Annotated in this window: 12 protein-coding genes; 9 read left to right on the forward strand and 3 right to left on the reverse strand. The window is 36.7% G+C overall.

Going from position 1 to position 12543, the window contains the following annotated elements; genetic code table 11:
• The first annotated feature begins 1 nt into the window (after position 1).
• The 8 genes from mrdB (at position 2) to ispC (ending at position 8057) form a co-directional block, all read left to right on the forward strand.
• Positions 2-1108, forward strand: a complete 1107-nt coding sequence (mrdB, locus tag A9G10_RS04745) for a peptidoglycan glycosyltransferase MrdB (protein ID WP_065558470.1) — start codon at positions 2-4, stop codon at positions 1106-1108.
• Between the two features lie 14 nt (positions 1109-1122).
• Positions 1123-2304 carry a serine hydrolase gene (locus A9G10_RS04750; RefSeq protein ID WP_065558471.1) on the forward strand — a complete coding sequence of 394 codons (1182 nt, stop codon included), beginning with the start codon at positions 1123-1125 and terminating at the stop codon, positions 2302-2304.
• Between the two features lie 588 nt (positions 2305-2892).
• A complete protein-coding gene (rpsB, locus tag A9G10_RS04755) occupies positions 2893-3630 on the forward strand; it encodes a 30S ribosomal protein S2 (RefSeq protein WP_065558472.1) in 738 nt (245 codons plus the stop codon).
• A gap of 88 nt (positions 3631-3718) precedes the next feature.
• Positions 3719-4579, forward strand: coding sequence for a translation elongation factor Ts (gene tsf, locus A9G10_RS04760; RefSeq protein WP_065558473.1), 861 nt, complete (start codon positions 3719-3721; stop codon positions 4577-4579).
• A gap of 120 nt (positions 4580-4699) precedes the next feature.
• Positions 4700-5434, forward strand: coding sequence for a UMP kinase (gene pyrH / locus A9G10_RS04765; RefSeq protein ID WP_065558474.1), 735 nt, complete (start codon positions 4700-4702; stop codon positions 5432-5434).
• 29 nt (positions 5435-5463) lie between these two features.
• A complete protein-coding gene (frr, locus tag A9G10_RS04770; RefSeq protein WP_065558475.1) occupies positions 5464-6021 on the forward strand; it encodes a ribosome recycling factor in 558 nt (185 codons plus the stop codon).
• 178 nt (positions 6022-6199) lie between these two features.
• Complete coding sequence (gene deoC, locus A9G10_RS04775) at positions 6200-6865, forward strand: deoxyribose-phosphate aldolase (protein WP_065558476.1); 666 nt, start codon at positions 6200-6202, stop codon at positions 6863-6865.
• Between the two features lie 10 nt (positions 6866-6875).
• Positions 6876-8057, forward strand: a complete 1182-nt coding sequence (gene ispC, locus A9G10_RS04780; protein ID WP_065558681.1) for a 1-deoxy-D-xylulose-5-phosphate reductoisomerase — start codon at positions 6876-6878, stop codon at positions 8055-8057.
• Here ispC and A9G10_RS04785 read toward each other — a convergent pair.
• Together A9G10_RS04785 and A9G10_RS04790 are read right to left on the reverse strand one after the other, a co-directional pair.
• The gene (locus tag A9G10_RS04785) at positions 8054-8605 is read right to left on the reverse strand and encodes a sugar O-acetyltransferase (protein ID WP_065558477.1); all 552 of its coding nucleotides are present in this window, start codon (positions 8603-8605) and stop codon (positions 8054-8056) included. The two genes, ispC and A9G10_RS04785, sit on opposite strands and share 4 nt — an antisense overlap.
• Before the next feature lie 4 nt (positions 8606-8609).
• Positions 8610-9569 carry an aminoimidazole riboside kinase gene (locus tag A9G10_RS04790; RefSeq protein ID WP_065558478.1) on the reverse strand — a complete coding sequence of 320 codons (960 nt, stop codon included), beginning with the start codon at positions 9567-9569 and terminating at the stop codon, positions 8610-8612.
• A 283-nt stretch (positions 9570-9852) separates the two neighbouring features.
• On the opposite strand from A9G10_RS04790, the gene A9G10_RS04795 reads away from it, so the two are divergent.
• Complete coding sequence (locus A9G10_RS04795; RefSeq protein ID WP_065558479.1) at positions 9853-11322, forward strand: glycoside hydrolase family 32 protein; 1470 nt, start codon at positions 9853-9855, stop codon at positions 11320-11322.
• Between the two features lie 45 nt (positions 11323-11367).
• Here A9G10_RS04795 and A9G10_RS04800 read toward each other — a convergent pair whose 3' ends face one another.
• A complete protein-coding gene (locus A9G10_RS04800) occupies positions 11368-12372 on the reverse strand; it encodes a LacI family DNA-binding transcriptional regulator (RefSeq protein ID WP_065558480.1) in 1005 nt (334 codons plus the stop codon).
• Positions 12373-12543: the final 171 nt, after the last annotated feature.

Genomic DNA, 12543 nt, shown 5'->3' on the forward strand with positions numbered 1-12543 from the left:
TATGAATAACATCAAAAAATCTTTTTGGCAAAAGATACATATTGATCCGCTTTTTTTTCTATTTATAACGCTACTACTCTGTTATAGCTTATATATACTTTGGAGTGCGAGTGGGCAAAATATCGATATGATACAAAAGCGAGTAATACAAATATTTCTTGGTTTTTTTGTAATGATATTTCTAGCTCAATTTTCACCTCGAACCTATGAAAAATGGGCTCCCTATCTTTATATTTTTTGCATTATCATTTTACTGTTCGTTGATATTTTTGGTTACACCAGTAAAGGTGCACAAAGATGGTTAGATTTAGGCGTATTACGATTTCAACCATCTGAAATTGCTAAAATAGCCGTGCCATTAATGGTTGCTAAGTTTATTCATCGTGACGGCTGTCCCCCACCTTTAAAAACGACATTACAAACCTTAGGTATTATTGGCGTGCCGACTTTACTTGTTGCTATGCAACCGGATTTAGGTACGGCTATATTAATTGTCATGTCCGGAATATTTATTATCTTTTTGGCAGGTATTGATTGGCGATTCATTATTGTTGCTATTATCTTAATTGCTGCTTTTTTACCTATCATGTGGTTCTTTTTAATGCATGATTATCAACGTGAACGGGTGTTAACACTTTTTAATCCCGAGCGAGATCCAAATGGCACGGGTTATCATATTATTCAATCTAAAACCGCCATTGGTTCTGGAGGGATATGGGGTAAAGGATGGCTTGAAGGCACGCAATCACAATTAGAATTCCTACCTGAAAGACATACTGACTTTATTTTTTCTGTAATAGCAGAAGAATTTGGTTTTATTGGTACTATCGTTCTGTTAATTCTTTTTTTATGTTTAATCGTTCGTGGGTTAATTATTGCATCACAAGCACAAACGACATTTGGTCGGATATTATCTGGTGGTTTGATTTTAGTCTTCTTTGTTTACGTGTTCATTAATATCGGTATGGTCAGTGGAATCTTACCGGTAGTTGGTGTACCATTACCTTTAATAAGTTATGGTGGCTCATCATTAGTCGTTTTAATGGCATGTTTTGGCATTATGATGTCTATTCACACACATCGATATATGTTATCTAAAAATATTTAACGGAATTCAAATAAATGAAAAAGAAATTTAAATTATCTTTTGCTATCTTAATGCTGTCAATTTGCTCATCAGCATCCGCTGATATGCCTTTTCCTATTCCAGCTATTCCCCAATTAAATGCTGAATCTTATATTTTAATGGATGCCAAATCAGGCGAAATTTTAGCGGAATATAACGCTGAACAACAACGTGATCCAGCCAGTCTTACCAAAATGATGACAAGCTATGTAGTTGGTCAAGCTTTACACACAGGTCGAATTAAAAATGATGATATGGTTGTAGTCAGTAAAGATGCCTGGGCAACAGGTAACCCTGTATTAAAAGGATCATCATTAATGTTTTTGGAAGTGGGTAAAACCGTTTCTGTTTCAGATCTTAACAAAGGTATCATCATTCAATCAGGTAACGACGCTTGTATTGCAATGGCTGAACATATCGCAGGTAGCCAAGGTGCTTTTGTAAATTTAATGAATGACTATGCCAAAAAAATAGGTTTGGAACATACTCATTTTGAAACCGTACATGGACTTGATGCGCCAGGACAATATACTACAGCCAAAGATATGGTGTTATTAGGTCGTGCACTGATTCGTGATTTACCTGATGAATATGCGATTTATAAAGAAAAAGAATTTACTTATAATCTCTCTAAACCACAATTAAATCGTAATGGTTTACTATGGGATACCACATTAAATGTAGACGGAATCAAAACAGGTCATACCCAAGCAGCCGGTTACAACTTAGTTGCCTCTGCTGTCGAGGGTAATACACGTTTAATATCGGCAGTATTAGGCGGACGAACCTATAAAGGTCGGGAAGAAGAAAGCAAAAAATTATTAGTTTGGGGCTTTCGATTCTTCGAAACGGCTAACCCTATAAAAGCGAATATGCCTTTATTTACTGAATCCATTTGGTATGGAGATGAAAATAAAATCCAATTAGGTTCAATAGATGGTGCTTATGTTACTGTACCAAAAGGTCGTTCAGCTGATCTACAAATAAAATATGTCATTGATAATTATATTTATGCACCGATAATGAAAGGAAGAACGGTAGGTAAAATACAATTTTTATTAGATGGCAAAGTGATTAATGAACAACCATTAGTCGCCCTGCAAAATGTTGCAGAAACTGGGTTCTTTGGATCTGTATGGGATTGGATTTGTCTGAAGTTTACTCAATTATTCAACTAAATTTTATTAAACCATTTGATAAGTAAAAACTTATTGAATGGTTTTTTTACATTATAAAATAACACCTTTTGGTGTATATTTAATTTTGTTAGTGAGAACATTACTTAATAAGTTAGTATTTTAAATTCTAATACTATTTAGAGTATTGGATTTTAATTAGAAAGTTAATTAATGCCTAAATACACCAGTTAATGATAGTAACAAACCTAATCTTTAACGAGTAAAAACATCATGTTAATAAAGTCAACGCTTTTTATTTCTTGATTGAAAAAATACTTCAAAACCTCATGAAATTTGCCCAAATTTTTACATTTTTAATATGACTTTTTTAAAGTGCAACATAATTTTTCCATATTATAAAAAAATAACGCTAGTAAATTTTATCTAAATATGGTATAAAACGCGCGCTACTTTTCACATTCATTTTTCAAAAAATCGTTGTGAGAGTCAGTACAAATTTTAAAATTTAATTAACGTTATAACACACACATATCATTACTCTTTTCCGGGGTGCCTTTTGTTTTATGCAATAAGGTCGGTTAAAGCGGATATGTGGAGGCATAACCCCAACGTCAAAATGAGGAAATCATGACTACAGTATCAATGCGCGATATGTTACAAGCAGGTGTACACTTTGGACACCAAACCCGTTATTGGAACCCAAAAATGAAACCATTTATTTTTGGTGCGCGTAACAAAGTTCACATTATCAACCTTGAAAAAACAGTACCAATGTTTAACGAAGCGTTAGCTGAATTAAACAAAGTGGCTGCACGTAAAGGTAAAATTTTATTTGTTGGTACAAAACGAGCAGCAAGCGAAGCGATTAAACAAGCCGCTGAAAGCTGTGGACAATACTACGTTAATCACCGTTGGTTAGGTGGTATGTTGACTAACTGGAAAACAGTACGTCAATCAATCAAACGTCTTAAAGATTTAGAAACACAAGCTAGTGATGGTACATTTGACAAATTAACCAAAAAAGAAGCACTAATGCGTGCTCGTGAAATGGCTAAATTAGAAAATAGCTTGGGTGGAATTAAAAATATGGGTGGCTTACCCGATGTGATTTTTGTTATTGGCGCAGACCATGAACATATCGCTATCAAAGAAGCTAACAATTTAGGTATTCCAGTCGTTGCTGTTGTTGATACCAACTCAGATCCAGATGGTATTGATTACATCGTTCCAGGTAATGATGACGCAATTCGTGCAATTCAATTATATGCAAACGCAGTTGCGGAAGCCGTTCGTGCTGGTCGTGAACAAAATCAATCTCCAGTATCTGAAGAAAGCTTTGTTGAAGAAGCTCCAGCAGCTGAGTAATAAACTCAAATATTTTCAGGGTCGATAATATAAATAATCGACCCATTCTAATGAAAATCATCACAATGGTTAAATAGAGGATTTAAAAATGGCTGAAGTTACCGCTTCTATGGTAAAAGAACTGCGTGAAAGAACTGGCGCAGGTATGATGGAATGTAAAAAAGCATTAGTTGAAGCAAATGGTGATATCGAAGTTGCTATCGACAATATGCGTAAATCAGGTCAAGCAAAAGCGGCTAAAAAAGCAGGTCGTGTAGCGGCTGAAGGTGTAATTATTTCTAAGATTTCTGCGGATAAAAAATCGGGTGTAATTTTAGAAATCAACTGCGAAACAGACTTTGTTGCTAAAGATGCAGGTTTCTTAGCGTTTAGCGAAAAAGTTGCTACAACTGCATTGAACGATAACATGACTGATCTTGCTGCGTTACAAGCAAAATTTGAAGAAGAACGTACAGCATTAGTTGCAAAAATCGGTGAAAACATCGGTATTCGTCGTATTCAACAAATTTCAGGTGATGTTGTTGGTAGTTACCAACATGGTGCACGTATCGGTGTATTAGTTGCTGCAAACAGTGGTTGTGATGAAGAATTAGTTAAACATATTGCAATGCACATTGCTGCAAGCAAACCAGAATATGTTAGCCCAAGCGATGTTCCAGCTGATGTTGTTGAACATGAGCGCAATATTCAAATCGAAATTGCAATGCAATCAGGTAAACCACGTGAAATCGCTGAAAAAATGGTTGAAGGCCGTATGCGTAAATTTACTGGTGAAGTTTCACTTACTGGTCAACCATTTGTTATGGATCCAAGTAAAACTGTTGGTGATTTACTGGCTGAGAAAAAAGCGACTGTTGCTTCTTTCATCCGTTTTGAAGTGGGTGAAGGCATTGAAAAAGTGGAAGTTGATTTTGCAGCCGAAGTTGCTGCGATGTCGAAACAATCTTAATTGTTTCGTAAAAAACCGCCGTCAAGGCGGTTTTGTTTATCTACAAATTTTTTTAAATTATTGCTAGCTAGCCATTTTTAGCTTGTCAGGTAATTAAATAACGAAATAGTGAGACTTCATATGGTAACCCCTTTCTATAAACGTATTCTTCTTAAACTCAGTGGTGAAGCACTACAAGGCGATGAAGGTTTTGGTATTGATCCCACCGTTCTTGACCGCATGGCGCAAGAAATTAAAGAACTTATTGAAATGAATGTTCAAGTTGCTGTTGTTATTGGGGGCGGTAATCTATTTCGTGGAGCTGGTCTTGCAAAAGCCGGTATGAATCGTGTTGTTGGCGATCATATGGGGATGCTAGCAACAGTAATGAATGGTCTTGCAATGCGTGATGCGTTGCATCGAATTGAGGTTAATGCGCGTTTAATGTCAGCTATTCCACTTAATGGAGTATGTGACGATTACCGCTGGACAGAAGCAATTAGCTTGCTTCGTCATGGTAAAGTGGTTATTCTTTCAGCAGGAACAGGTAATCCTTTTTTTACAACTGACTCAGCAGCGTGTTTACGTGGTATCGAAATTGAAGCAGATGTGGTGTTAAAAGCAACAAAAGTTGATGGTGTTTATTCGGCCGATCCTGTTAAAGATCCAAATGCAACACTTTATAAAACATTAAATTATGAAAAAGTGCTTGATGATGAATTAAAAGTAATGGATTTAGCTGCGTTTACGTTAGCACGTGATCATAACCTGCCGATTTGTGTCTTTAACATGAATAAACCAGGTGCATTACGTCGAGTGATTTTAGGTGAATCCGAAGGGACATTAATTAATAATCAGGCAACAGTAAGCTGTTAGTCTTATTTATTCAATATAAGGTTTTTATTATGCTAAATGAGATTCAAAAAGAAGCGCAAGTGCGCATGGAAAAAAGTATAGATGCGTTTCAAACTCATATTTCTAAGATTAGAACAGGACGGGCATCGCCAAACTTATTAGACGGTATTATGGTTGAATACTATGGTAGCCCAACGCCGCTTCGTCAATTAGCAAATGTGGTGGCTGAAGATGCAAGAACATTGGCTATCACCGTATTTGATAAATCATTAACACCAATGATTGAAAAAGCAATTTTATCTTCTGATTTAGGGCTCAATCCAGCGTCGGCAGGTACGGTGATTCGAGTACCATTGCCACCACTAACAGAAGAACGTCGTCGTGATTTAACGAAAATTGTTCGTAACGAAGCAGAACAAGGTCGTGTGTCAATTCGTAATATTCGTCGTGATGCGAATGATCAAGTCAAAGCATTATTAAAAGATAAGCAAATATCAGAAGATGATGAACGTAAATCACAAGATTTTATTCAAAAAGCAACTGACGCAGCCATTAAAAAATTAGATGCTGTACTTGTTGATAAAGAAAAAGAGTTAATGGAATTTTAATTTTTAAAATTATAAGCCTGATTTAAACCGTCAGGCTTTTTTGTCTTTCTGTCACTTCACCTATTTTATCTGTTTACTGTGTTTTATCCCTAAAATCTTTTATAATATTTGGCATTTATTGCTGTTAGCGAATTATGCCTATAACTCGCTATTTATTGAACAATTTAAGGAAATTATTATGAATTATGCAAAGTATATCGATCATACTTTATTAGCAATGAATGCGACAGAAGATCAAATTCGTAAACTGTGTGATGAAGCGAAAGAATACCATTTTTATTCTGTTTGTGTGAATTCTGGTTATGTCCCGTTAGTGGCAAGCTTACTAAAAGGGAGTGATGTAAAAGTTTGTTCTGTGGTTGGTTTTCCTCTTGGTGCAATGCTAACTTCGGCAAAAGCTTATGAAACCGAAATGGCTGTAAAAGCAGGAGCTGAAGAGATTGATATGGTTATCAATGTTGGTTGGTTAAAAAGCCAAGATTGGGATGCGGTGAAAAATGATATTGAAGCTGTGTTTAAAGCATGTGGCGCTGTACCATTAAAAGTTATTTTAGAAACATGTCTATTAACCAAAGAAGAAATTGTCAAAGTCTGTTTGATCTGTAAAGAAATCGGCGTTGCTTTTGTCAAAACCTCAACAGGATTTAGCACATCGGGCGCAACCGTTGAAGATGTTAAATTAATGCGTGAAACCGTTGGACAAGAAATGGGCGTTAAAGCGTCAGGCGGTATTCGAGATCGTCAAACTGCTGAAAAAATGGTACAAGCGGGCGCAACACGGTTAGGTGCTAGTGCAGGCATTGCTATTGTGTCTGGTTCATCAACTTCAACAAGCAGTTATTAATATTATTGATATGAAAAACATCGCAATTTTAGGTTCAACAGGATCAATAGGCTGTAGCACTTTATCGGTCATTCGGCAAAATCCAACATTATTTAACGCTTATGTGCTAGTGGGTGGCAGTAATGTAGAGAAAATGACTGAACAATGCCAAGAATTTAAACCCCACTATGTGGCAATGGCAAGTGAACTAGCTGCACAGCAGCTTAAAGCAAATCTTGTTGATCTAAAATTGGATATTGAAGTATTAAGTGGTGAACAAGCTATTTGTGATTTAGCACAGTTGCCCGAAGTTCACCAAGTCATGGCTGCCATTGTGGGCGCTGCTGGATTAAAACCGACGCTTGCGGCAATTGAAAAAGGTAAACGTATTTTACTGGCTAACAAAGAGTCTTTGGTGACTTGTGGACATCTGTTTATGCAAGCAGTGAAGCGTTATGGGGCAGAACTGTTACCCGTTGATAGTGAACATAATGCAATTTTTCAAAGCCTGCCTACCGCCGTTCAGCATGATCTTGGGTTTGCTAATTTGGTTGATCATGGTGTAACCAAAATTGTGTTAACTGGCTCTGGTGGCCCTTTTCGAGATTGGGCAGTCAATCAATTATCTTCGGTATCACCTGCACAAGCAATTGCGCATCCTAATTGGTCAATGGGAAGAAAAATTTCTGTTGATTCGGCAACGATGATGAATAAAGGTTTAGAATATATTGAAGCACGTTGGTTATTTAATGCCAGCGCTGAGCAAATGGAAATCATCGTCCATCCACAATCAATCATTCATTCAATGGTTCGTTATCAAGATGGCAGTGTTATTGCTCAATTAGGTGTGCCTGATATGCGAACACCTATCGCTTATTCTATGTCTTATCCATTACGTATCACATCTGGTGTGGCTGATTTAGATTTTACTCAGATGTCATCACTGACGTTTAATACACCTGATTTTAATCGTTATCCTTGCTTAAAATTAGCTATTGAGGCTTCTTGTCAAGGGCAAGCCGCAACCACTGCCCTTAATGCGGCCAACGAAGTGGCGGTTGAAGCATTTTTGCAAAATAAAATTGGTTTTATGGATATTGCCAAACACGTGTCGGCAACATTAGATAAACTTGTTTTACCTGAACCAACCACTATTGAGGACGTTGTGGCAATCGATACTTGGGCTAGAGCACAATCAGTCAAGGTGAATTAAAGCGTTTTATACTTTCGACAGGGTGCGCCCATGGCGACCACATTTGAAGGGATATCGCGATCAACAATGCTTCCGGCTGCGATAACAGTATTATCACCGATAGTCACATTAGGCAGTACAATCACATTACCGCCAATCCAAACGTTATGACCAATAGTAATTGGTTTTGCAAATTCAAGACCACGGCATCGTGTTTGACTATCAAGTGGATGCCCTGAAGTGTAAAAGCCACAATTAGGTGCAACAAGCACATTATCACCAAATGTAATTTTAGCCGCATCAAGCATGATGCAATTAAAATTGGCGAAAAAGTTTTCACCAATTTCAATATTATAACCGTAATCACATTGGAATCCCGGCATTATCGTAAACTGCTCTCCTGTTTTTCCGAGTAGCGTTTGAAATAGTTCATATCGCTGTTTTTCAGCAAGGGGGGATAATTGATTGATTTGAAAGCAGAGATCTTGAGCATAAAGCCGATCGTTAGCCAATAAATGGATACTAGGATCATACAATAACCCAGCTAACATTTTTTCTTTTTCTGTCATTGAATTACGCCATTTGTTTAGCCGTTAATGCGGGATTATCGCTAATAAATGATTGTAAAAATGCGCTATCAGGCAGTGCCGTTAATGCGCCTTTTTGAGTTGTGGCTAAAGCGCCACAAGCACTGGCAATAGTCATCATACTTTCTAGCATGAGTTTATCTTCTGGCATTCCCGATGACGCAATGCTACTTAATAAACCTGCGACAAAAGCGTCACCAGCTCCGGTTGTGTCAACACTATTGACATGGTAGGAATCAAATGAAAATGTTTTACCTTGCCATACGACAATGCTGCCATCTCGTCCTTTAGTCACCAATTTTAGTGGGGCATTATAGTGTTGTTGAAGTTTATTTAATGCTTCATGCCAATCTTGACTTTCTGTCAACCAAAACAGCTCTTCATCAGATAGTTTAAGAATATCTGCATCGTGACAAAACTGCGTAATAATGGTGCGCATTTCGTCTTTATCTTTCCACATTTGCTCCCGTAAATTAATGTCAAAACTAATTAACCCCTGTTTAGCTGTTAGATCTTCAATAGCGGTTTTAAGTGTTTGTCGACAAGTTTGCCCAACTAATGCCAAAGAACAAAAATGTAAAATGTCTTGATTAAAATGGGGTATTGCTTGTTTTGAAAGAAATTGATCGGCGGACGGCGAGACTAAAAAAGTAAAGCTGCGTTCGCCATTTTTACCTAAATCGACAACAACTGTACTGGTTCGATGAAGATCGTCTTTTTCAAGGCTTTGGCAGTCTACATGATATTCTTTGAATGTTTTTTCCATAAAGTGACCAAACGGATCATTACCGACACGGCCGATAAATGCCGAAGGAAGACCTAACTTAGCCACACCAATAGCAACATTTGCAGGCGCACCCCCTGCACAAGCTTGATAATTCATATCGCCAAATGGCAATAAATCAATAACCGCATCGCCAAGAGACCAGACTTTAGTATTATTCATTTTATTACTCGATATAATATTTGGTTAATAGGGTTTAAGGTGTGTGAATAAGTTGACGATATTTTAATTGATATCGTCTTTTGCACACAGATTAAACCAAGTTTAATAATTAGTCATTCGCCATAGACTAAATCATTTCAAAAAAAATTCATTGTTAACGTTAAAAATGTGTGACTTTCATCACATATTTTATCGCTTAATTTATCTATAGTTAACGTTAACAATTAAATTAATATACCATATAATCAGATAAATCTGATATTGGGTGAACAAAGGGGATTTTATGTCTACTGCTATTGATAAAGCAAATCAAGCTGTTTTGCAATTAGAAACGACCATGAATAAACAGTATTACCCACATTTTCATTTAGCACCACAATCGGGATGGATGAACGATCCAAATGGTTTGATTTACTTTAAAGGGCGGTATCATGCCTTTTATCAACATCATCCTTATGATGAAAACTGGGGACCGATGCATTGGGGACACGCTGTTAGTGATAACTTAGTGACATGGCGAAGATTACCTATAGCCATTGCACCCGATCAAGAGTTTGATAAAAGTGGCTGTTTTTCTGGTTCAGCAGTCGAAAAAGATGGTGAATTATGCTTAATTTATACGGGTCATATTTGGTTAAATGGTCAAGGGAACGATGAGCAAATTCGGCAAACCCAATGCCTTGCTATTAGTAAAGATGGTATCCATTTTGAAAAACAGGGAACGATTTTAACGCCCGAAGATGGCATCATGCATTTTCGTGATCCTAAAGTTTGGCAACAAGATGGGATATGGTGGATGGTTGTCGGTCAGCGAGATCGCAACGATGTGGGCAAAGTTTTACTGTTTCGCTCACACGATCTTAAAAAATGGCAATTTGATCATGTTGTGATTAGTGATATTGATCCTGATGTTTATATGCTCGAATGCCCTGATTTTTTTCCATTAGGTGACAAATGGATTTTAATGTTTTCTCCGCAAGGTATGAAAGCTAAAGGTTACCAATATCGTAATCGGTTCCAATCAGGTTATATTGTTGGTGATTGGCAACCAGGACAGCAATTTTCGGTTATTAAACCTTTTCAAGAAATGGATTTTGGTCATGATTTTTATGCCCCTCAATCGTTTCTTGCAGCAGATGGACGCCGAATTATTTTTGCTTGGATGGATATGTGGGAATCAGTCATGCCAAGTAAAAAAGATAAATGGATGGGAGCATTTACTTTACCCCGTGAATTGATCCTAGATGCAGACAATAATGTTCGTAACCGACCGATTAAAGAACTTGAAGTATTACGTGAAAAACCTCAATCATTAACCAATATTTTGCTGAGTAGTGAATTAAAAAATACGTCGATTGAATCAATTAGTTGTGAACTTAACGTCGAAATTGATCTTACTGAAAGTAATGCAGAACGTTTTGGCTTGCAACTGGCAGCAACTGAAGATGGTAAACAAGCGACATTGTTATTTATTGATTTACAATCTAATCGTATTGTACTTGATAGAAGTCTTTCGGGTTTAGAGCTTAAAGGTTACCGTAGTGTGCCGTTACCAAAAACCGATAAGTTAAGCTTACATATTTATGTTGATGCATCATCAGTAGAAGTTTTTGTGAATAATGATTTATATAGCTTGTCTAGTCGAATTTACCCTAAATTACCTGCGACAAGAAAGGTGAATTTATTTGCAGAAAATGGGCAGGCTAAAATAATTAAATTAGAAAGCTGGCAATTAAAATCAATCTATCAATAATGAGTCATTAACCCACCATTATATCTGGTGGGTTTGTCACTATGTCTATAAAGATTGGCGTTGTAAAAATGCTGATGCAACTTGTGTTACCGTTTTTTGGGTTTGACCTGTAATGATATGTAAAGCTGCTTGTTCGCCTATTTCATAATGGGGAAGCTGTACCGTCGTTAAAGGGGGATAAAAAAGCTCGCCGGTACCTACCATATTATCATAGCCTAAAACAGCAATATCGTTAGGTATATGGAAACCATTACTTAATAAATATTGATAAGCCACAAAAGCGATCCGATCATTACCACAAATTAATACATCAAATTCAGGTTTTTTAGCACAGTGTTGTTTTAATATTTCAACTGTCATCATATATTCTTGTGCAAGATTACCTTGAGATGTGGATGTATGATAACTAATTAGGTCATCTAAATTTTTACCTGCATCAAGCCAAGCTTGTTCTGCTGCTTGACGTCTAATGCTACCGGCTAAAGTATGTTCGGATAAATAGATACAAAGCGGTTTTTGATAACCTTTATTAATGACTTGCTGCATTGCTTGGTACTGACCCGAGTAGTCATCAGGAATATAACAAGCTAACTGTTCAGAATCACTAATACAGTTGGCGAGCACCACATTTTTACCAAGTAATCTTTCAGGAAGTTCAACTTTTCTTAGTCCCATGGTGGTGTAAATAATGCCATTAGGGCGATAAGACAATAATGTGTTAATGGCATGATTTGCGTCTTTATCGTCAAATAAATTGACAATAAACGTATTCCAGCCATGTTGTTGGGCTGTTCGTTCAATAGCTTGTAGCAGTTCAACTGAAAACGGTGTCGTGGCGGTTTCTAGTGCTAAGACACCGATAGCATGTGGGCCAGAATGATCACCACGTATTTTTCGTGCCGATAAATCGGGAACATAATTGAGTTGTTCAATTGCTTCTTTTACCCGTTTATACGTTTCTTTATTTAATTTTTCAGGATTATTGATTGCACGCGAAACAGTCATCAAAGAAACCGATGCTAACTTTGCGACATCCTTAAGTGAAGCCATAGTTAAATCCTTTTGCTCAGCATTAAAAGGTTAATAATTAGTAATTACTTAATGTGATGATACCACAAATAAAAATGATAAAAAGTGTGAGGAATGTAACATTTATGATATCTGATTCTATCTATTTAGTTTCATTTATGACAATAATGTTAACATTAACATGTTAACGTT

The organism is Gilliamella sp. wkB308 (genome assembly GCF_001690185.1).
In the GTDB taxonomy this organism is placed as follows: Bacteria; Pseudomonadota; Gammaproteobacteria; order Enterobacterales; family Orbaceae; genus Gilliamella; species Gilliamella apicola_I.

What these genes read in the sequence shown, in the direction of transcription:
- mrdB (WP_065558470.1), top strand. Translation starts at nt 2, where the DNA reads ATGAATAACATCAAAAAATCTTTTTGGCAAAAGATACATATTGATCCG.
- A9G10_RS04750 (WP_065558471.1), top strand. Translation starts at nt 1,123, where the DNA reads ATGAAAAAGAAATTTAAATTATCTTTTGCTATCTTAATGCTGTCAATT.
- rpsB (WP_065558472.1), top strand. Translation starts at nt 2,893, where the DNA reads ATGACTACAGTATCAATGCGCGATATGTTACAAGCAGGTGTACACTTT.
- tsf (WP_065558473.1), top strand. Translation starts at nt 3,719, where the DNA reads ATGGCTGAAGTTACCGCTTCTATGGTAAAAGAACTGCGTGAAAGAACT.
- pyrH (WP_065558474.1), top strand. Translation starts at nt 4,700, where the DNA reads ATGGTAACCCCTTTCTATAAACGTATTCTTCTTAAACTCAGTGGTGAA.
- frr (WP_065558475.1), top strand. Translation starts at nt 5,464, where the DNA reads ATGCTAAATGAGATTCAAAAAGAAGCGCAAGTGCGCATGGAAAAAAGT.
- deoC (WP_065558476.1), top strand. Translation starts at nt 6,200, where the DNA reads ATGAATTATGCAAAGTATATCGATCATACTTTATTAGCAATGAATGCG.
- ispC (WP_065558681.1), top strand. Translation starts at nt 6,876, where the DNA reads ATGAAAAACATCGCAATTTTAGGTTCAACAGGATCAATAGGCTGTAGC.
- A9G10_RS04785 (WP_065558477.1), bottom strand. Translation starts at nt 8,605, where the DNA reads ATGACAGAAAAAGAAAAAATGTTAGCTGGGTTATTGTATGATCCTAGT.
- A9G10_RS04790 (WP_065558478.1), bottom strand. Translation starts at nt 9,569, where the DNA reads ATGAATAATACTAAAGTCTGGTCTCTTGGCGATGCGGTTATTGATTTA.
- A9G10_RS04795 (WP_065558479.1), top strand. Translation starts at nt 9,853, where the DNA reads ATGTCTACTGCTATTGATAAAGCAAATCAAGCTGTTTTGCAATTAGAA.
- A9G10_RS04800 (WP_065558480.1), bottom strand. Translation starts at nt 12,372, where the DNA reads ATGGCTTCACTTAAGGATGTCGCAAAGTTAGCATCGGTTTCTTTGATG.